General features: G+C 65.1%; 17 protein-coding genes and 1 pseudogene. 6 read left to right on the top strand and 12 right to left on the bottom strand.

What is annotated here, in order from left to right:
• Positions 1–1,530 (bottom strand): annotated as a pseudogene (locus tag BraRD5C2_RS24090) (MFS transporter); the annotation flags it as partial.
• 286 nt (positions 1,531–1,816) lie between these two features.
• Positions 1,817–2,074 (bottom strand): hypothetical protein, encoded by a 258-nt coding sequence (locus BraRD5C2_RS24085; protein ID WP_223972170.1) that lies wholly within the window; start codon positions 2,072–2,074, stop codon positions 1,817–1,819.
• 52 nt (positions 2,075–2,126) lie between these two features.
• Between BraRD5C2_RS24085 and BraRD5C2_RS24080 the strand changes: the two genes are divergently transcribed.
• Positions 2,127–2,753 (top strand): TetR/AcrR family transcriptional regulator, encoded by a 627-nt coding sequence (locus BraRD5C2_RS24080; RefSeq protein ID WP_223972558.1) that lies wholly within the window; start codon positions 2,127–2,129, stop codon positions 2,751–2,753.
• Here the strand turns inward: BraRD5C2_RS24080 and BraRD5C2_RS24075 are convergent.
• Complete coding sequence (locus BraRD5C2_RS24075; protein WP_223972167.1) at positions 2,744–3,700, bottom strand: winged helix-turn-helix domain-containing protein; 957 nt, start codon at positions 3,698–3,700, stop codon at positions 2,744–2,746. The two genes, BraRD5C2_RS24080 and BraRD5C2_RS24075, sit on opposite strands and share 10 nt — an antisense overlap.
• A 236-nt stretch (positions 3,701–3,936) precedes the next feature.
• Between BraRD5C2_RS24075 and BraRD5C2_RS24070 the strand changes: the two genes are divergently transcribed.
• Positions 3,937–5,061, top strand: coding sequence for an ABC transporter substrate-binding protein (locus tag BraRD5C2_RS24070; protein ID WP_223972164.1), 1,125 nt, complete (start codon positions 3,937–3,939; stop codon positions 5,059–5,061).
• Positions 5,062–5,098: 37 nt separating this feature from the next.
• On the opposite strand, the gene BraRD5C2_RS24065 is transcribed toward BraRD5C2_RS24070, so the two are convergent.
• The gene (locus BraRD5C2_RS24065; protein ID WP_223972161.1) at positions 5,099–5,518 is read right to left on the bottom strand and encodes a hypothetical protein; all 420 of its coding nucleotides are present in this window, start codon (positions 5,516–5,518) and stop codon (positions 5,099–5,101) included.
• Between the two features lie 222 nt (positions 5,519–5,740).
• Here BraRD5C2_RS24065 and BraRD5C2_RS24060 point away from each other — a divergent pair, with 222 nt between their 5' ends.
• Together BraRD5C2_RS24060 and BraRD5C2_RS24055 are read left to right on the top strand one after the other, a co-directional pair.
• On the top strand, positions 5,741–8,008 hold the full coding sequence (locus BraRD5C2_RS24060; RefSeq protein ID WP_223972158.1) for a DUF2235 domain-containing protein: 2,268 nt from the start codon (positions 5,741–5,743) through the stop codon (positions 8,006–8,008).
• 213 nt (positions 8,009–8,221) lie between these two features.
• Entirely contained in the window at positions 8,222–9,904 is a 1,683-nt protein-coding gene (locus tag BraRD5C2_RS24055) for a phospholipase D-like domain-containing protein (protein ID WP_223972156.1), read from the top strand.
• Positions 9,905–9,966: 62 nt separating this feature from the next.
• On the opposite strand, the gene BraRD5C2_RS24050 is transcribed toward BraRD5C2_RS24055, so the two are convergent.
• A complete protein-coding gene (locus tag BraRD5C2_RS24050; protein ID WP_097671068.1) occupies positions 9,967–11,067 on the bottom strand; it encodes an LLM class flavin-dependent oxidoreductase in 1,101 nt (366 codons plus the stop codon).
• A gap of 106 nt (positions 11,068–11,173) precedes the next feature.
• Positions 11,174–11,812 carry a TetR/AcrR family transcriptional regulator gene (locus tag BraRD5C2_RS24045; RefSeq protein WP_223972154.1) on the bottom strand — a complete coding sequence of 213 codons (639 nt, stop codon included), beginning with the start codon at positions 11,810–11,812 and terminating at the stop codon, positions 11,174–11,176.
• On the opposite strand from BraRD5C2_RS24045, the gene BraRD5C2_RS24040 reads away from it, so the two are divergent.
• The gene (locus BraRD5C2_RS24040) at positions 11,811–13,379 is read left to right on the top strand and encodes an FAD-dependent monooxygenase (protein ID WP_223972152.1); all 1,569 of its coding nucleotides are present in this window, start codon (positions 11,811–11,813) and stop codon (positions 13,377–13,379) included. The genes BraRD5C2_RS24045 and BraRD5C2_RS24040 overlap by 2 nt on opposite strands.
• A gap of 31 nt (positions 13,380–13,410) precedes the next feature.
• On the opposite strand, the gene BraRD5C2_RS24035 is transcribed toward BraRD5C2_RS24040, so the two are convergent.
• The 5 genes from BraRD5C2_RS24035 to cobS all read right to left on the bottom strand — a co-directional run bounded on the left by BraRD5C2_RS24035 (position 13,411) and on the right by cobS (position 19,075).
• On the bottom strand, positions 13,411–14,523 hold the full coding sequence (locus BraRD5C2_RS24035) for an NADH:flavin oxidoreductase/NADH oxidase (RefSeq protein ID WP_223972150.1): 1,113 nt from the start codon (positions 14,521–14,523) through the stop codon (positions 13,411–13,413).
• A gap of 134 nt (positions 14,524–14,657) precedes the next feature.
• Entirely contained in the window at positions 14,658–15,764 is a 1,107-nt protein-coding gene (locus BraRD5C2_RS24030) for an esterase-like activity of phytase family protein (RefSeq protein ID WP_223972148.1), read from the bottom strand.
• A gap of 3 nt (positions 15,765–15,767) precedes the next feature.
• Complete coding sequence (gene cobT, locus BraRD5C2_RS24025) at positions 15,768–17,666, bottom strand: cobaltochelatase subunit CobT (protein ID WP_223972147.1); 1,899 nt, start codon at positions 17,664–17,666, stop codon at positions 15,768–15,770.
• Positions 17,663–18,073: a GNAT family N-acetyltransferase gene (locus BraRD5C2_RS24020; protein ID WP_095731654.1), complete on the bottom strand. Its 411-nt coding sequence runs from the start codon at positions 18,071–18,073 to the stop codon at positions 17,663–17,665. The genes cobT and BraRD5C2_RS24020 overlap by 4 nt, the downstream gene beginning before the upstream one ends.
• A 3-nt stretch (positions 18,074–18,076) precedes the next feature.
• A complete protein-coding gene (cobS, locus tag BraRD5C2_RS24015) occupies positions 18,077–19,075 on the bottom strand; it encodes a cobaltochelatase subunit CobS (protein WP_050405952.1) in 999 nt (332 codons plus the stop codon).
• Between the two features lie 291 nt (positions 19,076–19,366).
• Here cobS and BraRD5C2_RS24010 point away from each other — a divergent pair, with 291 nt between their 5' ends.
• Positions 19,367–20,029: a DedA family protein gene (locus BraRD5C2_RS24010; RefSeq protein ID WP_223972146.1), complete on the top strand. Its 663-nt coding sequence runs from the start codon at positions 19,367–19,369 to the stop codon at positions 20,027–20,029.
• On the opposite strand, the gene BraRD5C2_RS24005 is transcribed toward BraRD5C2_RS24010, so the two are convergent.
• Positions 20,030–21,253: a citrate synthase family protein gene (locus BraRD5C2_RS24005; protein ID WP_223972142.1), complete on the bottom strand. Its 1,224-nt coding sequence runs from the start codon at positions 21,251–21,253 to the stop codon at positions 20,030–20,032.
• Between the last annotated feature and the right edge of the window lie 66 nt (positions 21,254–21,319).

Here is a 21,319-nt window from a genome sequence, read left to right as displayed (position 1 = left end):
CGGGCCGCGCCCCGCCAGCGGCTTCGACGGGTCCATCGTGTAGTGCTTGATCATCTTCAGGAACGGCTTTGCCCACCACGCCTTGGCGATGCCGGTGTCGACCGCGAAGCTCGCATCGATCGGCAGCATGGCGTGCAGCAGCGGGCCGTCGACCAGGCTGACATGGTTCGGCGCAATCAGCATCCGGGTGCCTGCGGGCGGCAGATTCTCCATGCCGCGCACCTCGAGGCGGAACAGCGCCCGGAACAGCAGCGCGCCGAAATCGCGCACGCCTTCCTTGCCCCACTTGGTCAGCACGAACCAGACGGTGCCGAAGCTCGCGATCGCCAGGCCGAAGAAGATCCAGGCGATCGGCAAACCGGCAGCTTGCAGCGCGCCGACGAACACCGCGCCGGCGACCATGAAGCCTGCCTGCAAGATGTTGCCGGCGGCGATGATGCGGGCGCGCTCGGACGGCGCGGTCCAGGCCTGCACGGCCGCAAACGACGGCACCACGAACAGGCCGCCGCCGAACGCGAACAGGAAGAAGTCGGCCAGCATGCGGAAGCCGCCGAACGAGGCCGCGAACGCTGCCGCGGTGACGTCCTTGCCGAGCGAGGTGGTGGCGATCGCCCAGGCGAGGTCGAGGCCGATCACGCCCATCACGATGGCGCCGATCGGCACCAGCGCGAGATTCGGGCGGACGTGGCTCAACTGGGCGGCGAACAGCGAACCGGCCGCAATGCCGATCGCGAACACGGCAAGGCACAGCGTGACCACGCCCTCGGTGCCGCCCACGCCTTCCTTGATCAGCGCGGGCAGCAGCGACAGCACGATCGCGCCGACCATCCAGAACCAGGACACGATCACCATACCGTCCCACAGCCGCTGCTCAGCGTAGAGCGACTTCAAGAGGCGCACCGTCGAGGTCCAGGGATTCTTGGTGATCGGCAGATCGGGCGCGGAGGGCTGCGTCACCGGGATGCGCGACGCAAATCCCCAGGACAGCACCGACAGGCCGACCACGGCGGCACAGATCCAGCCCATGTGGCTGGCGCCGGCGACGAACATGCCGCCCGCGATGGTGCCGATCAGGATCGCCATGAAGGTTGCGCCCTCGACCAGCGCGTTGCCGGTCGCGAGTTCGGACACCGACAGCTGGTCGGGCAGCACGGCATATTTCACCGGGCCGAACAGCGCGGCGACGATGCCGAACAGCGCCAGCGCGATGAACAGCAGCGGGATCGAATGGGTGAAGAAGCCGGCTGCGGCAAAGGCCGCGGCGAAAATCTCGAAGAACTTCAGCCGGCGCGCGACGACGGACTTGATGTAGCGGTCGGCGAGCTCGCCGCCGAGTGCCGACAGCACGAAGAACGGCGCGATGAAGATCGCACCCGCGAGCTGGACCAGCGCCGGCCCCTGCTCGTTGGCGACGCCGTACAACAGCATGATGACCAGCGCGTTCTTCAGCACGTTGTCGTTCAGCGCCGAGCAGAACTGCGACCAGAACAGCGGCGCGAAGCGGCGGGACGTCATCAATTCCTTGATCATGACCGGTTCCTTGGGTTAGCGCGCATGGCGCTGGCAGGTCTGCGAATTCGCGTGGCAGAGAATGGGGAGCGTGGTGAAAATGACGGAGATGCCGCAGCCTTTAGTCTTTTCCGCAACGTATCGGTTCGAACCAGCTCGGATCGGCCGCGCCGGGCGCCGCGACAATGCCCGGCAGAAATGTACGAGACCTTATCCAGGGTTGTGGTCGATCGACATCGAAACGGGCTCGCGGGGGACATAGTGAGTGCTTCGTTGAGGTTTCGGTGACAATTGCGGCGCGGCCGCTTCAGGTCAGTTCACTCAACCCGCGGAATGGCGACCAGCGGCAGCTACGCGACTTGCAGCGGCTGCCGCGCTGGGCCGCCGGGCGCGGCGCGCGCCGATCGGCGCGCCGCTGCTCCAGGACACCTGCGACGTCGCAGGCGCGGGCGATCCGCTCGATCGGGGCGGTCGCCAGTGCGAAGATGGCGCGGCCAAAGCCCGTCACGAGTTCGATCGCGTCATCGACAAGGGTGGTGGTCAATTGAAGTGCTAGGGTCTGCATGTGAGTGGCCTCCTATGCCAACTTGAGCAACGCTCAAATTAGTAATACGAAAATGAACATTGTTCAAGAAGAATCGCGGCGCGGCCGAAAAAAACTTCAGCGGCGCACTTTGCTGATCGAGATCGCACGCCGATCCATCGCAACTAAAGGCTTGAGATCATTAAAGGTTCGCGACGTTGCCGAGGCCGCCGGCTGCTCCATCGGCAGCGTCTATAATGAATTCGGCTACTTCGACGGCCTGATCCTGACCGTGAACCGGGAGACCGTTCAGGCCCTGACCGCCCGGCTCACGGCCGTCCCGGCCGACGATCCCCTGCGCCAGCTGCACGGGCTTGCGGACGCCTATCTCGGTTTCGCCACCGAGCACGCCAATCTGCTGCGCTCGCTGTTCGAGCACCGGATGGAGGATGACCGGCCGTTTCCGGAAGATATCCTGGCGATGGTGATGGATGCCTTCGCGCTGATGCATGCGCCGCTGGTGCGGCTGTTGCCCGATCGCGATCCCGACGACGTCGCGCTGCTGTCGCGGATGATGTTCTCCGCAGTCCACGGAATCATCTCGCTCGGCCTCGAGGAGCGCATGGTCGCGGTGCCGCCGGAGATGTTGCGCGAGCGGCTCGCACAATTCGTCGACACGCATCTTGCGGGATTGGGCGTCACACGCGGCAATCAGGTTTGATTGCGTGCGACACGACCTGGGTTGGCGAGCGTCCAGAGCGGTTCGAGGAACACAACACTGGTGCCTCCCTCGCGGAAGACGAGCTTGAACTCGATCCGTCCGTCCGCGGTGATGGATGCAGAATGCAGTCCCGTATTGCCGTCATATCGCAAGACGTCGTCGAGGACATATCCGGTGAAGCCTCCGGAAAAGCCGGGCCCGGGCACTCGGCTGTGCGGCATCGCCGGCCCGTTCACGAGGTAGCCGGTCGCAACACCGTCCCGATTGACATTGGTGACGATCATCATGAATTGGCGGTGCGAGTTGATCCATCCCTCACCGCTTACCCACACGCCGAGAAAGCGGCGAATATTGTCCGGCACGTCACTGGCCGGCGCGTGAACGCGATAAGCGGGAAGCGGCAATTGCTTCTCGGCCGCCAGCGCGGTGATCCGCTCAACATCCTGATCCGGCACGATGCCGTGATCCTGCGGCGCAAGCCAGTTCGCCAATTGTGCCAGCGGATGCCACATCCCGTTGGCAATCGGCGGCGCCGATGCGAGCGTCGCGAAGGCGATCACCGACAGGCCGGCGACCAGCAACCATCGGGGAAGCATGGCCAAACGTGCTGCAACGCCCCGGGCAGTCGACGGCTCGCGCAGGACATGCTGCGGTCCATGGTCGCGCGATAGCGGAGCGGGCTCGGCGTCGAGCCGGTAGCCCCGGCGAGACACCGTCTTGATGATGCGGTGGTCGTCATCCCGCAGTTTCAGGCGCAACTCGCGAATGCATTGGACCAGCGAGTCATCCGAAACGGCGACGTTGCCCCAGACCGCCTCGTGCAAATCCTGCTTGGATACCAACCGTCCGGCATTGCCGGCGAGATGGCGGAGAACCGCGAATGATTTCGGCCTGAGATCGAGCTCGACGCCATCCACGCGCGCGACGCCGCGGGCGAGATCGAGCACAAAGCAATCAAATATCAAAACGGAATCAGTCGCCGGGTCACTCCATGCCCACAGACGGCATCAATCGGAGAAATTTAGCAGGAAATTCGTCGTTCTGTCACTTCTTGATCAGGACTTCCCTGCGGCGAAGCCGATAGTCGCGAGCCTGCCCGGCATCATTTCCGGACCCGCAGGAGGCTGGCCATGTCGCGAACGCCATTTGCCGTGTTGGTCGGCGCCGTTCTGGCGCTTCGGCGGTGCAACCGGGACCAGCCCAAGCGCAGGACACCGTGAAGGTCGGGCTGGTGATGCCGTTGACCGGCGTTCTGGGACCGGTGGGCAAGCAGGCGGTCGCGGGGGCGCGGCTCTACATGGCGCAGCACGGCGATATGGTCGCCGGTCGCAAGATCGAATTGATCGTCCGGGACGACGCCAGCGTGCCCGACAATGCCAAGCGCATCGCGCAGGAGCTGATCGTCAACGACAAGGCCGCGATCCTCGGCGGCGGGCTGACGCCGAGCGTGCTGGCGCTCGCACCGCTGGTCACCGAGAGCAAGACGGCAACCGTCGTCATGGTATCGGGCACCTCGATCGTGACCGAACGGTCGCCCTACTTCGTGCGCACCAGCTGGACGCACGCACAGCAGGCCAGCGTGCTGGCGGATTGGGCGGCCAGAAACGGATCGAAGCGGGCCACCATCATCGCATCCGACTGGGCACCCGGGCGCGAAGCCGCCGGCGTATTTTCGGCGAGCTTCACCGCGGCGGGCGGCGCGATCGTCGAGGCGCTGAAAGTGCCGCGGGCCAATCCCGACTTCGCGCCGTTCCTGCAGCGTGCACGGGACGGCAATCCCGATACGCTGTTCATCTTCGTCCCGGCCAGCCAGGCCGGCATCCTGGCCAAGCAGTTTGTCGAGCGTGGTCTGGACAAGAGCGGGATCAAGCTGATCGGCCCCGGCGACATCGCCGACGACGAAGACCTGCCGGGGATGAGCGATGCCATGATCGGCATGATCACGGCGGGGTTCTACTCCGCCGCCCATCCATCCGACCTGAACCGCGACTATGTCGCAGCGTTCCGCAAGGCCAACGCCAACGTCCGCCCGAACTTCATCAGCGTCAGCGCCTATGACGGCATGCATCTGATCTACCAGGCGCTGAAGGCGACCGGCGGCAAGACCGACGGCGACGCGTTGATCGAGGCCATGAAGGGCACGGCCTGGGAAAGCCCGCGCGGCCCGATGTCGATCGACCCGAAGACGCGCGACGTCGTCCACGACATCTATATTCGCAGGGTCGAGAGGGTCGGCGGCGAGCTCTACAGCGTCGAGCACGAGACCTTCAAGGCCGTCAAGGATCCCGCCAAGATCGCGAACAAATAGGCCAGGCGGCGCGTAGCCGGCCGGGCCTGACGACGCTTCAGACCCGCGTGCGGGCGATCGTGCCGGCGACGATCTGCATGGCGACGCCGAGCACCCAGCCCGCCATGATCGCCGCGGTCCAGGCGATGTCCGGCTCGCTGCGCAGCACCACGACGCCGACCGAGAAGAACGCGACCATGGTCGCGAGGAAAGTGCCGATCGCGCTCAGCAGCTCCGCCGCGTCGATCTTGCGCGTCGAGTTGCCGTCCTTCGGATGGAACAGTTTTGGCGGCGTATCGATGCCCACATAGAAGCCGATCGCACCGCCCAGCATCATGATCAGCAGGAACGCCTGCGAGGTCAGCGCCGACACGCTCGAGCCGACATGGATGGCGACGAACAGACCGCTGGCAGCGCCCGCGAGGGCGAGACCGAAGCGCTCCAGGACATGGGCAAATTTTCTGACGCGGCTGCGCATTGCTGTGCCTCATCAATGAATTGTGCCGCTATCAGGCTAGGCCTTTTCGCAGCAGCGCGAAAGGCGTCTCGTCTCACATGGCCGCGACCTCGTGACGCTTTTGTGCGTCAGTTCACATCTGTCTTGGCACAGAATGACTAAATATCGATCCAAGGTAGCAATCGAATCCGCTACCACTACACTGCACCGTCCGCTTCAGTCATTTCAGCGAGCGTCTTTTCGATGCCGAGCCCCAAGATCATCATCCTGTCCGACGGCACCGGCAATGCCGCTTCCAGCGTCTGGCGCACCAATGTCTGGCGGATATTCCAGTCGCTTGATCTGCAGGGCAATACGCAGGCCGCCAAGTATGATGACGGCGTCGGCACCTCGAAATTCGTTCCGCTTGCGCTGCTCGGCGGCGCCTTCGGCTACGGCCTCAAGCGCAATATCCTGGATGCCTACAAGTTCATCTGCCGCAACTACGACCACCAGAACGGCTCGCAAATCTACCTGTTCGGATTCAGCCGCGGCGCATTCACCGTGCGCACGCTCGCCGCACTCATCCTCGATCAGGGCCTGATCGTCGCCGACACCGAAGCCGAGCTGCACGACGGCGCGGTGAAGGCCTATCGTGCGTACCGCGCCGCGGGCTACCACTCGATCTGGCGCATCGAGGTGCTGTTCCGCGCGCTACGCGACTACATCCTCGTGCCGGTGCTGGACCGCCTTCAGCGCAACAAGCCTTATGCGGAGATCGCGCGGGAGCAGGTGCCCGCGATCGAGTTCATCGGCATCTGGGACACCGTCGCGGCCTACGGCCTGCCGATCGACGAGATGACACGCGGCATCTCCAACTGGGTGTGGCCGCTCGAGCTGCCGAACCGGATTCTCAGCCCGAAGGTCAAGTGGGCACGACACGCGCTGGCGCTCGACGACGAGCGCACGACGTTTCATCCGGTGCTCTGGACCGAGCAAGAGCCGGGACAGCCCGCACCGGCCGTGCCGACAACGATCGATGGCCAGCGCCTCGTCCAGGTGTGGTTCGTCGGCATGCATGCCAATGTCGGCGGCGGCTATCCGGACGACGCCGTCGCCTTCGTGCCGCTGGCCTGGCTGGTTGACGAAGCCGTCAAGCGCGGGCTTGTGTTCAAGAGCGCGCCGATTGCCGATCCCGATGCGATCAAGGCGATCAAGTCCTCCGAGGACAAGGATGGCCGCCTCTACGATTCGCGGGCCGGCCTTGGCGCCTATTACCGGTACGGTCCTCGCAAAGTCGCCGATCTCTGCAACGATCCCTATGCCGGCGTCAGCGTGCCGATGCCGAAGATCCACGAAAGCGTGTTCGAGCGGATCGACAGCGGCGCCAATGCCTATGCCCCGATCGGGCTTCCGCCGAACTATGTGGTGGTCTCCCGCAACGGCCAGGTCACACCGCTGGGCTCCACGACGTTTGAAACGCCCGTCGGCGCGCCGGCGCGTCATGCCGCGCAGGAGAAGCTGTGGAATTTCGTCTGGATGCGGCGGATCGCCTACTTCGCCACGCTGGCGGCGTCGCTGCATCTGGCGGCGTTCTGGCTATTCCACAACCAGCACAAGGAACACGAGTTCAGCTCTTGGTTCAGGATGATTTCGGAGCTGGTGCGCTTCATCGAATCGTTCCTGCCCACGTCACTTCATTGGTGGACCGATTGGTACGCCGGCAACCCGGAATGGTTCGCCGGCGGCATCATCGCCGTTTTCGTGCTGATGGGTGTCGGCAGTTCGCTCAGCGCAACGATCAGCGACAGGATGCGGATCATCTGGCGTGACCGCGTCAACCCGACACCGCTCTCCGGGTTGATGCACGACGCAATCTATCGATTCCGTACCAGCACGATCTATCAGTGGATCCTCAATGCCGGGAAACGGCATGTCGTGCCGTTCCTGCTCACGGCCTTGCTGGTCTGGTTCAGCGCAACGCTGCTCAGCCATTTCCTGTTCAATGCCGCGGACTCGATGGGCGCCTTCTGCAAGGGGAGCGCGGCCGACAAGCTCGTCGCCGTCGACAAGGGCATTGCGCAGGATGCGGCCGATTTCGACACCAGCGCGATCTGTGCGCCGACCGGCCTCAAGGTCCGCACCGGGTTCAGTTACGAGATCGCGATCACGATGTCGCAGCCGTGGGAGGACGCCGGGCGCGCGGTGACGCCGATCGGATACCGGACCTCGACAATCGAGGGCGCGAAACGGTGGCGCGGATACGCCACGATCTTCCTGCGGCGCGTCCTGTTCCGGCCGTGGTTCAGGCTGATCGCGCGGGTCGGCGAAACCGGGGTCGACGAGTATTTCCTCGATCCCTTTGCGGCGCCGAACACCGATCCGCAGGTCTACAAGGCAAGGTTCACCGCCGATCGCAGCGGTGAGATCTTCCTCTACGTCAACCAGGCCGTGATCGGCCTGCCCTGGATCTACAAATGGTTCTACGGCGATCACAAGGGCAAGGCGAAGGTCACGGTGAAGCTGCTCTAGGCAGCCGCAATCGCGGCGGACCGGTCCGCACGGCGTGATCCATCTGTGATCCAGCCGATAGTTTCGGTTGCATGCCTTGTTCCATACTCCTCCTGCTAGATGGGCCGCCGGGCGTCCGGAGCGATCCGACGCGACATCCCGGATTCCCTGAGCCCTGACGCGCCAGATTCATATCGACCGGATACTTCTCATCAGTGATTTGGAGGCATCACCATGATTTCCACAATTCAGGCATTTCCGACCACCGACGGCATCTTCGTCGTTTGGGAGGTCGCAGCAATGATTCCCGACTGCCTCGGCTTTGCGCTCTATCGTCAGCAGCAGGGCAAGAGCGCGACCGTCGTCGACACCTGGGTCGGGTTCGAGGATCAGGTGCAGGGCCACAAGGCGGGAGATCATCGGCCGAGCACCGAATGGCCGGTGCAGAAGACCAACTGGACCGATTTCCTCGCCCCGGCCGATGCACCGGTCCGCTATGGCGTCGTTCCGGTTCTCAAGGACGGCGCCACCGAGGTGAAGCCCGCGTACGGTGCGCCGGCGACATGGACCGAATACGTCTCGGCTACGCCGTCGGGCCCGCTCAAGCCATGGTTCAACCGCGGCACGATCTCGGCACAATGGCTGTCGCGCGCAATCGGCACCACGCCGAAAGCCTCCCAGACGTTGGAGAAGGCGATCTCCACCAAGGGCAACAAGATCCGCGACTTCCTCAAGGGCGAGCTTGGCGCGCGCTTGCTCGCCCTGCTGGCCGGGGCCAAGAAGGACAAAGTCGACGTCTATGTCGCGCTCTACGAGCTCAACGATCCCGAATTGATCGCCGCACTGACCGCGCTGAAGGGCAAGGCGCACGTCGTGCTCGGCAACAGCACCGGCAAGTCCGACGCCACCGCAAAGGAGACCGAGAAGAACGCCGGCGTGCTGAAGAAGGCAGACGTCGACATCGTTCGCCGCAAGATCGCGCCGAGCCGCTACGCGCACAACAAGTTCGCGGTGTTCTGTGACGGCGCGAAGCAGCCGAAAGTGGTTTGGACCGGCAGCACCAACTGGACCCGGACCGGGCTCTGCACCCAGAACAACAATGGGCTGGAGATCACCGACGACAAGATCGCGGCCGCCTATCACGGGCATTGGAAGGCGATCTACGCCGACGGCAGCAAGTCGCCGAAGGCGCTGGCTGTGGCCGGCGATCACGAATGGCCGTTCACGGTCAGCAACTCGAACATCAGCGTCTGGTTCACGCCGACCACCAAGAACGGCGATCTCAAGGAAGCGACCAAGTTGATCGAGGACGCCGAGCATGGCGCGGTGTGCCTGATGCTCAATCCCGGCAACAAGGGCCTGCTCGGCCCGATCCTGGAGAAGGCGCAGGACAAGAAGCTCTATGTGCGCGGAGTGCTCAACAATTTCCCGGCGCAGGGCAAGGACAGTCCGAAGGATCAGCTGCAACTGCTGGCCGGCAGCGGTCAGCAGCAGGTCTTCAAGGGCAAGCAGATTGCCGACGTGATCCGGCCCGCCGGCATCGACAAGACCGCCGACTGGTGGCAGCACCAGATCAAGAACACCGGAAAATTCATGATCGCCGTGCACAGCAAGGTGATCGTGCTGGATCCGGCCGGCAAGAACCCGGTGGTCATGACCGGCTCGCACAATTTCTCCGACCGTGCCAGCACCAAGAACGACGACAACCTTGTCATCATCAGGGGCGATTCACAGCTGGCGCTGACCTATGCGGCGCGCATCGTCAGCATCTACGGCCAGTATCGCTGGCAGGCCTGGCGCAACACGCCGGAAGGCCAGAAGGACAAGGGTCTGAAGCGCGGCGACAACTGGCTGAGCAGCCGCATCGGCAAGGGCTGGGCGCAAATCGAAACCCGGTTCTGGCTCGGCACGGCCTGAGGCCGGCGATCCGTCATGACATACGGGGCAGCGTTGCCGCTGCCCCGCACTCTTCCTCAAGCCTACGCCGCGCGGCCGACCGAGGCGTCGAGATGCTTCAGCTTCGGCAAGACCTCCTGCTTCAGGAGCCGCAGCGAATTGTGCCAGGCTTCGGGCTTGTGCTTGTAGTCGAAGCCGAACACCAAAAGCACGCCGAAGCCGCCGACCTCCTGATAGATCTTCTCGATCTTCTCGGTGACGGTCGCGGGCGAGCCGACGATCCAGTTGTTGCGGGCGCAATACTCGACCGTGACGTCGCTGTCAGGCACGTCGGGCGAGGCCTTCAAATAATCCTTGAAGCCAAAGTGGCCGAGCAGCGGCAGGAAGTACTCACCCATCATCCGGCCCATCATGTCGCCGGTCGAGAGCTTCCACGCCTCCGCGTCGGTATCGGCGACGAACACCTCGCGCACCATCCGCCAGTCCTTGCGGCTCGGCTTGCGGCCGGTCTTGGCGGCGCCGGCTTCCACCGAGTCCCAGTGGCTGCCGACATAGGCCGGGTTGAGGTTCAGGCTCATCGGGATGAAGCCGCGCTCGCCGGCGAGCTTGAGCGTATCCGAGTTCTTCGACAGCCCCGCGACGCCGATCGGCGGATGCGGTGCTTGCTGCGGCTTGATGTGCGGCTTGAGGAAATCGAACATCGTGTCCGGCTTGGTCACCGTCCAGAACTTGCCTTTGTGGGTCCACGGAGCCGGCTCGGTCCACATCTTCAAGATGATCTCGAGCGCCTCGCGGGTCATGTCGCGGTTCTGGCCGGACATGCCGTCGACGTTGAACATCGCCCAGTCGCTCGGCAGGCCTGAGGCCGCAACGCCGAAGTTCAAGCGGCCGTTCGAGAGATGATCGAGCATCGCAACGCGGTTGGCGAGCTCCGCCGGATGATGATACGGCAGCAGGAAGCCGCCGGGTCCGATGCGGATGTTCTTGGTCTGCAGCAGCGCCTGCGCGATCAACAGATCCGGCGACGGATGCGGCTCCCAAGGCGCGGTGTGGTGCTCGCCGATCCAGGCTTCCTGGTAGCCGAGCTCGTCGAGCCACCGCAGCACCTGAAGATCCCAGTCGTGGCCCTCTTTCAGTCCGCACTCCGGCGGATGCGACGGCATCGCGAAGTATCCGAGTTCCATGGGTTTCCTCTCTTTGTTCGATGCGTGTCTTCCGCACGCGCTCCGGAGAGTACCTGCCCCGGCTACAGCAGAACAATGGCTTTGTCGTATGCGGCCCCGGCGGGAATTACGCGTAGGGCGTCCCCTTCAGCATGATCGCGATACCCGAGAAGCTGCGCTCCATGATCTGCAGGAAAGCCTCGCGTGTCGAGGCCGCCGATCGGCGCGCCTTGTGCTCGCGAAGCCCTTCCGTATAGGCGACGGTCACGGCCGTGACCACCATCGACGCGGCGAGCCGGGCGTCGGCATCGGCGAGCGGCCGCTTGATGGCGCCCGCCAGCACGGCTGCGAGATCATCGATCAGCTCGTCACGCATCTCGCGCGCCCGCGCCGAAAGCGCCGGGCTCTCGGCGACGGTGCGCCAGAATTTTGCCGTTGCATCGGTGAATTTCGCGAACGGATGCGCCCGATCCGCCAGGCTCTGCACCAGCCTGCGCAGCGTCATCAGCGGCGCTTCGCCCGCCGGTCGCTCGGCAAAGGCGGCCTTCAGAATCTGGCGGCTCTCCTCCTCACGGTCGAAGAACAGATCTTCCTTGCGCGGGAAGTAATTGAACACCGTCATCCGGGAGACCTCGGCGGCCTCGGCAATCTCGGCCACCGAGACATTGTCGAAGCCGCGCGCCACGAACAGCTCGGTCGCGACATCCGAGATCGCCTGGCGCGTCGCCTCCTTCTTTCGCTCCCGCAATCCGTCCCGGTTTGACATGGAAGAATTTGTACCATACAAAATATTGTACTTAGTACAAATTTATGGTGACGACTTGACGCGTGAACGAACGGATGTGGTTGTGGTCGGCGCCGGACCGACCGGATTGCTGCTGGCGATCGAACTGACCCTGGGCGGAGCCGACGTCGTCGTGATCGAGCGGCTGGCGGAGCCCGACCAGACCATCAAGGCCGGCGCGATCGGCGCACTCGCTGGAGAGGCGCTGGAGCGCCGCGGCCTCAGTGAGGCGATGGATGCGGTCGAACGCACCATGGCAGAGGGCATGTCCAGGCTCATGAAGAGCGCGGACGCCGGAGCCGAACTGCCGTTCAAGAAATTCGGCGGTCACTTCTCCGGCATCTTCGGGATCGACCAGACGCGTCAGCGCGAGCCCGACCGGCGGTTGCGCGGCGTGAACCAGCAAGCCCTGGAGAAAATGCTCGGCGAGCGCGCCCACGCGCTCGGCATCGCGATCCGGCGCGGCTGCGAGCTGATCGATTTCGAGGATGCCGGAGACGGCATGCTGACGAGGGCAAGGGGCGCGTCCGGCGATATCGAGCTGCACTCAGCATATCTTGTCGGCTGCGACGGCGGCCGCAGCGCGGTGCGCAAGCGCGCAGGCTTCGACTTCCTCGGCACCGAACCGACGCTGACCGGACACCAGGCCATCGTCGACCTCGATCATCCGGATCGTCTGCTCCCGGTCGGCTGGCGGCGGACGCCTATCGGCATGATGGCCTATGGACCGATTCCCGGCCGGGTGTTCATGGCCGAGTTCGACGGACCGCCGGCCGATCGCAGCGCGCCCGTGACGCGCGAGGAGGTCGAGACCACCCTGCGCCGGATCAGCGGCGCCGACGTGCGTGTCACCGCCGTCAAGACCGCCACCCGCTTCACCGACAATGCGCGGCAGGCCGACAGCTATCGCAGAGGCCGCGTGCTGCTGGCCGGCGACGCGGCGCATGTGCATTCGCCGTTCGGCGGGCAAGGCCTCAATCTCGGCCTGCTCGATGCGGTCAATCTCGGCTGGAAGCTCGCGGCAGTCGTCTGCGATCGCATGCCCGAAGCCCTGCTCGACAGTTACACGGCAGAACGGCACCCGATCGCGGCCAAGGTGCTCGCCAACACCCGCGCCCAGGTCGCATTGATGCGGCCCGACGTCATGACGGACGCCCTGCGCGACATCGTCGCCGACCTGATGAGCGGCGACGAGGGCACCCGTTACTTCGGCGAAATGATCAGCGGCATCAAGATCCGCTACGACCTCGGCAGCGAACACGCATCGGTCGGCCGGCTCTCCGGCAATTTCGCGCTCGGCAACGACGGTGCGGAAACAACGCTGTTCGATCGGATGGAAGACGGCAGGGCCGTGCTGGTCGATGCAACTGATGGAGCTGCGTCAGCGATCGCAACTCGCTGGGACATGTTCGTACGATGCGTACCAAGGCGCGCCGGCCCGTCGCTGCTGATCCGCCCCGATGCCTGCATCGCCTGGGCGGCCGACGGCAAGGACCTGGCGGGCCTCGACGCCGCGCTCGCGCGCTGGTTCGGACCGGCCATGCATTGATCTCGCGGCGAGGCCGGGGCGAGACGGCGTCTCAGCGCGTCCCGAACGTGGTCTTGCCGAACAGCGCCTTCTGCGTCGAGGGCTGCGAGCGCCAATATTGCTGCGGCGCGCTGACCTCGCCGCCAAGCTCGGCGGCGGCGTGCCAGCCCCAGCGCGGGTCGTAGAGCATGCCGCGGGCGAGCGCGATCATGTCGGCCTTCCCTGAGGTAACGATCTCCTCGGCCTGCTTCGCTTCCGTGATGAGGCCAACCGCCATCGTGGTGATGCCGGTCGCCTCCTTCACCGCCTGTGCCGCCGGCACCTGGTAGCCCGGACCGAGCGGAATCTTCTGCAGCGGCGACACGCCGCCGGAGGAGACGTCCATCCAGTCGACGCCGCGCATCTTCAGCTCCTTGGCAAATTCGATGGTCTGCGCGAGGTCCCAGGCACCTTCGACCCAGTCGGTCGCCGACACCCGCATGCCGATCGGCTTGTGATCCGGGAATACCGCGCGCACCGCGTCGAACACTTCCAGCGGGAAGCGCATGCGGTTTTCCAGCGAGCCGCCATAGCGGTCGGTCCGCTTGTTGGCGATCGGCGACAGGAACTGGTGCAGCAGATAACCGTGCGCGCCGTGCAGTTCGAGCGCGTCGATGCCGAGCCGGTCGGCGCGCTTGGCGGCCGCGACAAAGGCCTCGCGGATGCGCTTCAGGCCGGCGTCATCGAGCGCCAGCGGCGCGGCCTCGCTTTCCTTATGCGGGACAGCCGACGGCCCAACCGTCTGCCAGCCGCCTTCGGCGATCGGGATCAACTGCCCGCCCTCCCACGGACGCTGGCTCGACGCCTTGCGGCCGGCATGGGCCAGCTGCATCGCGACCGCAGCCTTCGAATGCTTGCGCACCGAGGCCAGGATCGGCTTCAGTGCCGCCTCGTTGGCATCACTGTAGAGGCCGAGGCACCCCGGCGTGATCCGCCCGATATCCTCGACATGGGTGGCCTCGATGCAGAACATCGCGGCGCCCGACAGCGCCAGCATGTTGATGTGGGTGAAGTGCCAATCATTGGCGGAGCCGTCGTCAGCCGAGTACTGGCACATCGGCGAGACCATGATCCGGTTGGAGAGTTTGAGGCTGCGCAGTTCGATCGGGGAGAACAGGGTGCTCATGCGAGGGACATCCGGGATCGAGGAAAGGGCCACCACAAGATAGAGGCGGCCGCTGCGATCACCAACCGTCGCCGTCGCCGAACGGGCCGGGGCAGACCAGCAATGCGATAGCGCCGTCCCTTGGGCGCCGCCCTTTACTCAACCAGCGTGAATTGCAGCAGCAAATTGCGCTGGATCAGGGAGAAATTGTCGTCGGAAACCATGGTCAGTACGGTCTCGCCCTCCGTGGTGACATGGGCGTCGATGCCTTCCATGTTGTCGATCTCGTTGCCGAGATCGGCATTGAAGATCGCCGGGCCATCGACGACGGCGCCCGGCGCGATGTCCGACAAAGCGAGACGGCGGATGCGAATCCCGGCGCCGCCGAGCCAGGAGAATTTCCGCTCCAGGATCAGCAGATCGCCCGACGGCAGCAGCACCGCGTCGCTGATGTCGTAATTCTCGGTGCGGCGGACGCTGAACTGGCCCGGCGTGTTGCCGCCGACCAGGAAGGCGATCAGGTTGCCGGCGGCATCGAGCCCGCGTTCGGAAAACGCGATCAGCGTACCGGCCAGCGGCGGGCTCGCCGGTGTGGCTTTGGGCATGACCTTGGGCACGAAGACGAGCGCCTCGAGCCCCTTGTTGATGGGCAGCTTGCGCGCCGCCACGGGCAGCGGCACCACGTCGCCGCGCGCGCGGGTGAAGCCCTTGGCGAAATCGTAGCGCAGCACCTGGTTAACCCGCTCGAGCCCGACATAGGCAATCGATCCGTCGAGCGCGAGCGATTCCGAATCGTACCAGCCGCGGGTCGCGGTGATCGGCTTGCCCTGGGCGTCGAGCAGCGGCGCCGCCTCGACATCGTCGAGCCCGGCCATGTCGCGGCCGCGATAGACGATGCGGCCGGTGAACCAGGTGCCCTGGTCGCTGACCGCGATGAAGCGTTCGCCCTTGGCATCGAGCCGCAGCGCGGACAGGCCGCCGAAGCCGGAGAATGACGAGCTCAGGATCAGGCCGCTGCGATATTCCAGCGCGCCGAACCGCACCCGCGAACGATCGCGGATATCGAACGACGGCAGCGGCCGCGCGTTGACCTCGACCGCTGCGGGTTCATCGACACGGTGGCGGCCCGGCCTGCCGGGCGGTCCCGGCGTCAGCGCCGGCTGGCTCGCGCCCTGTGCTTGGGCAAGCCTCGGCAATGCCGCGGCCGATAACCCCGACGCCATCCCTTGCAGGACATGGCGACGGCTAACTGATGAGCGCATGTCTCACGAGTGGAGGCGGCGCCGCGTGCCCGGTGCGGGCGCCGAGCCGTGCGTCTCGCTGAACAGCTCGGCGAGCTTTTCGGTGATGGCACCGCCAAGCTCTTCGGCATCCACGATGGTCACCGCGCGGCGATAATAGCGCGTCACGTCATGACCGATGCCGATCGCGATCAGCTCGACCGGCGAGCGGGTCTCGATCTCCTCGATGATGTGGCGCAGGTGCCGCTCGAGATAGTTGCCGGGATTGACCGACAGCGTGGAGTCGTCGACCGGCGCGCCGTCGGAGATCATCATCAGGATGCGGCGCTGCTCGGGACGTGCGAGCAGGCGCTTGTGCGCCCAGTCGAGCGCCTCGCCGTCGATGTTCTCCTTGAGCAGGCCCTCGCGCATCATCAGGCCGAGATTTTTTCGCGCACGGCGCCACGGCGCATCCGCCGACTTGTAGATGATGTGGCGCAGGTCGTTGAGGCGGCCGGGATTGGCCGGCTTGCCGGCCGCAAGCCACGCCTCGCGCGACTGCCCGCCCTTCCAGGCGCGGGTGGTGAAGCCCAGGATCTCGACCTTGACGCCGCAACGCTCCAGCGTGCGCGCCAGGATGTCGGCGCAGGTGGCGGCAACCGTGATCGGACGGCCGCGCATCGAGCCGGAGTTGTCCAGCAGCAGCGTCACCACGGTGTCGCGGAAGGTCGCCTCCTTCTCATGCATGAAGGACAGCGGATGATAGGGATCAGTGACGACGCGCGACAGCCGCGCCGGATCGAGGATGCCTTCCTCGAGATCGAAATCCCAGGCGCGGTTCTGCTGCGCCATCAGGCGGCGCTGCAGGCGGTTGGCGAGCCGCGCCACGATGCCCTGCAGATGCGCGAGCTGCTTGTCGAGATAGGAACGCAACCGCTCGAGCTCGTCGTGATCGCAGAGATCTTCCGCGGCGATCACCTCGTCGAACTTCGGCGCAAACGCATGATATTCCGGGCCGCGCGGCTCGTTCTGGCCGCGGGAATTCGGCCGTGTCGCCTCGCCCGGCGTCTCATCGTCGCCGAGTTCGCCGTCGTCGAACGTGTCCGACGTGGAGGCCTGCGCGCTCTCCATCGCGCTTTCGCTCATCTCTTCCGCAGTGGTCTGGGCCTGATCGGCGCTCATCTCCTGCGCAGCGTCGGAATCAGGCGAGCCCTCGGCGCCGGACTGATCGTTCTCGCCGTCCTGGTTCTCGTCCTGGTCATCGTCGTCGTCGGAATCCATGTTGCGGTCGTCGCCGAGATCGAGCGCCGACAGCAGATCATGGACGAGGTCGCCGAACCTCGCCTGGTCCTCGGCGAAGCGGCTGAGCTGGTCGAGCCGCGAACCGATCTTGTCCTCCAGCGTCGGGCGCCAGAGATCGACCATCTTCTTGGCAGCCGCGGGCGGCGCCATGCCGGTCAGGCGTTCGCGCACCAGCATCGCCAGCGCATCCGACAGCGGCGCATCGGCGCGATCGGTGATCTCGTCATACTTGCCGCGGTGGAAATGATCGTCGAGCATCGCGGTGAGATTCTTCGCAACGCCGGCCATCCGCCGCGAGCCGATCGCCTCGACGCGCGCCTGCTCGACCGCCTCGAACACGCCGCGCGCCTGCGGATTGCCCGGCATCAGCTTGCGATGCACCTTGGGATCGTGACAGGCGATCTTGAGCGCGATCGAATCGGCGTGGCCGCGCACGATCGCCGCATCGCGCTTGGTCATCTTGCGGGCCGGCTCCGGCAGCCGCGCCTTGCCGGGCGCAAGCCCCGGACGCTCGGCAGCGAAAGAGACCTCGAGCTCCGGCTTCTTGGCGATCGCCTTCAGGCAGGCCGACACCGAGCGCTTGAACGGCTCGGTCGGCGCTTCCTTCGATCCGGGACGGAATTTGATATTGGAGGCTGTCATAGCGATTTCGTAAACCAGTGGCGCGTGACGCCGCCGGGATACCCCTCAATCGAACCGAACTCTTTATATCCATTGGCGCGGTAGAAGCCCGGCGCTTGGAAGCTCATCGTATCCAGATAGGATTGCGTGGCTCCGAAGCGCCGCGCCTCGTCTTCGATCGCCTTGATCAGCTTCGCGCCAAATCCCTTGTTGCGAAACTTCTGCTCCATCCAGAACAGCTGGATGAACAACACCGCGGTCCAGACCTCGCCGACGATGCCGCCGACGATCTCGTCGCCTTGCCGCAGCGAGATGGCGAAGCGCTTGTACTTTTGCTTCCCCATCTTCTCGTTGTTGTAGCGGAGCAATCCGCCGAGCACCGCTTTCTTCGTCTGTGTGACTGTGCGCTCGACGGAGATTTTCGGCATGGGCTAGCTGAGCGCCACGTTGACCGAGGATTCCGGCAGCTCGACGTTGAAGCAACGCTGGTAGAACTCGGCGACCAGCGGCCGCTCCAGCTCGTCACACTTGTTGAGGAAGGTGACGCGGAACGCGAAGCCGATGTCGTTGAAGATGTCGGCGTTCTCGGCCCAGGTGATCACCGTGCGCGGGCTCATCACCGTCGACAGGTCGCCATTGGCGAACGCGTTGCGGGTGAGATCCGCCAGCCGCACCATCTTATTGACGATGTCGCGGCCCTCCTGGGTGCGATAGTGCTTGGCCTTCGCCAGCACGATCTCGACTTCCTCGTCATGGGCGAGGTAGTTCAGCGTGGTGACGATCGACCAGCGGTCCATCTGGCCCTGGTTGATCTGCTGGGTGCCGTGATAGAGGCCCGACGTGTCGCCGAGGCCGACCGTGTTGGCGGTCGAGAACAGGCGGAACGCCGGATGCGGCTTGATCACCTTGTTCTGGTCGAGCAGCGTCAGGCGGCCGGACACTTCCAGCACGCGCTGAATCACGAACATCACGTCCGGGCGTCCGGCGTCATATTCGTCGAACACCAACGCGATGTTGTGCTGCAGCGCCCAGGGCAGGATGCCGTCGCGGAATTCCGTGACCTGCTTGCCTTCCTTGACCACGATGGCGTCCTTGCCGACGAGATCGATACGGCTGATGTGGCTGTCGAGGTTGACGCGCACGCAGGGCCAGTTGAGGCGGGCCGCAACCTGCTCGATGTGAGTCGACTTGCCGGTGCCGTGATAGCCGGTGACCATCACGCGGCGGTTCTTGGCAAAGCCGGCGAGGATCGCGAGCGTGGTGGCGCGGTCGAAGCGATAGTCGCTGTCTACTTCCGGCACATGCGGATCGACTTCGGAATAGGCGGGAACTTCCAGATCGCTATCGATCCCGAAGACCTGCCGAACCGAAACCTTCATGTCGGGCAAACCGACGGGTTCTTGCGCTTTGGTCTGGACGGCCGTCGTCATTCATCCTCCGAGGTCCCGGGCGCTCCCGAAACCAGATTTAGGTCATTTGGCTGCGGATGGGGTGCTACGCACAAGCCTAGCAGAGAGCATCGGCCGGCAGAAGCCCACGGGCAAATCAAAGTTCCGTTGTTGTATCATAAAGATAGGCGCAAAACTCGGTTTTTGGAAGGCTGCTCTGCAAATCTCGCCGTACTTTCGCCGCAGCGCCACGGCGGCTTGTCCGCAGGCACTTTTCAGCCCGGCGGCGAGTTGTTAGCTCTCGGACCTGTTTCATCGCCACCCAGGAATTCAGTGACGTCATTTCTTGACCCTTTGATCGCGTTCGTTTCGGCCCATGCCTGGCTCGCCTACCTGACGCTGTTTCTGGCCGCCCTGCTGGAAGCTGTCCCGGTGGTCGGTTCGCTGGTGCCGGGCTCGACCATCATCCTGGCGCTGAGCGCGCTGGTGCCAGGCGGCGAATTGAAGCTCGTGCCGGTGCTCGCCGCCGCGGCCGCCGGTGCGATGCTCGGCGACGGCACGGCCTATCTGATCGGCCACCGCAGCCAGCGCGAGATCCTGTCGGCGTGGCCGCTCTCCAACTACCCCCGCGTGGTCGCGCAGAGCGAGGCCTTCTTCAACCGTTGGGGCGTGCTCGCGGTGTTCTTCGCCCGCTTCGTGCCGCCGATTCGCGCCTTCGTGCCGATCACCGCCGGCGCGCTCGACATGCCGCCGGCGCGCTTCTACGCCGTCAACATTCCCGCGATCCTGCTCTGGGCGCCGGCCCATGTGCTGCCCGGCGTGCTCGCCGTCACCGCGCTGCACGACTATGCCGGCCTGCCGCACCATGAACATGTCGGCAAGCATCTCTGGATGTTCGCAGTCGCGGGCGCTGCCGTCATCCTGACGCTCGCGATCTGGACCATCCGCCGCCGGCATGGCGGCGGCCTGATCGAACCGGCCAGACCGGCGAAATAGCTAAATACTATTGGTGGCGCCGGCGCGCCCGGGTGCGGGACCGACATAGCGCGCGCGAGGCCTGATCAGCTTGCCGAGTTGAAGCTGCTCGCAGGCATGCGCGATCCAGCCGACGCTGCGGGCCATCGCAAACAGCGCGAGCTCGCTGCCTGCGGGCATCCGCAGCGCATGCACCAGCACCGCCAGCGCGTAATCGATGTTGACGAACTCGCCGGTTGCTTCCGCGATCCGCTCCGGCACTTCCCGGGTGAATTTGCGCGGCGCGCCGGCGCGGGTCAGCGCCTCAAGCAGCGAGATCGCGCGCGGATCGCCCTTCTTGTAGACGCCGTGCCCGAAGCCGGCGAAGCGCTCGCCGAGCGCGACCCGCTCGCGGACGACGGGCGCGACGTCATTGTCGATCATGGTCTTGACCAGGCGCGAGGCGAGCACGCCGGCGCCGCCATGCATCGGCCCCTTCAGCGCGACGAGACCAGCGATGACGGCGTCGTACAGATTGAGGCCGGTCGATGCCGCGCAGCGCGCGGTGAAGGTGGAGGCATTCAATTCGTGATCGGCGAGCAGCACCAGCGCGCGTCGAATCAGGTCGGGCGCGTGCTTGTTGTCCGGCGTCCAGACCCGCGCCACCTGCTCATGCAGCGGTTCGGCCGATGGCACAGCGTTCAGCATGGTCGCGACCAGCAGCCGCAGGATTCGCCCGCCGACCATCGCGCGGCCATCGGGCGCGCGGGTGAAGGCGCCCGGATCGGCGCTGGCCGCCAGCGCCAGCACAGCGACGGTGCGATCGATCGGCTGGGCGCGGCGCGCGGCCTCGGCGATCGCGCGCATTTCATCCGAGACATGCGGGCAATTGTCCGACGCGAACGGATCGACGCCGGTGACGTCCCACAGCAGCGTCGCGGTGTGCTCCAGCGTGTCGCGCTGGGCGAGATCGACGCAGTTCACGCCGCGATAGATCGGGCCCTGCTCGGTGATGGTGGCGATCGCCGAATCCATCACCGGCAGGTCGGCATCGAAATTGCGAAATCCGCGCGGCTCCGGCGACGGCACGCGGCGCTCCTTCAAGCCCCTGATGTCCTCGGCGCGGTAGCGGTGGCTGCGCGAATCCGGCGACGGCTCGGAGCGGATAAGGCCGCGGCTGACATAGGCGTAGAGGGTCGCCGGCGAGATCGCGAGCTCGGCGGCGGCTTCGCGGGCGGAGAGGTAAAGCTCGGCGGATTTTTTCATATTGATTTATATAATCAAGATTGATCAACTCGTCGAGAGGCCCGACCTTGAAGGGGTGAAGCAAGG

It is taken from the genome of Bradyrhizobium sp. RD5-C2 (genome assembly GCF_019972155.1).
GTDB lineage: Bacteria > Pseudomonadota > Alphaproteobacteria > Rhizobiales > Xanthobacteraceae > Bradyrhizobium.
Note: the sequence above shows the minus strand (reverse complement) of the source record. Positions and strands in the feature narration are given on the sequence as shown.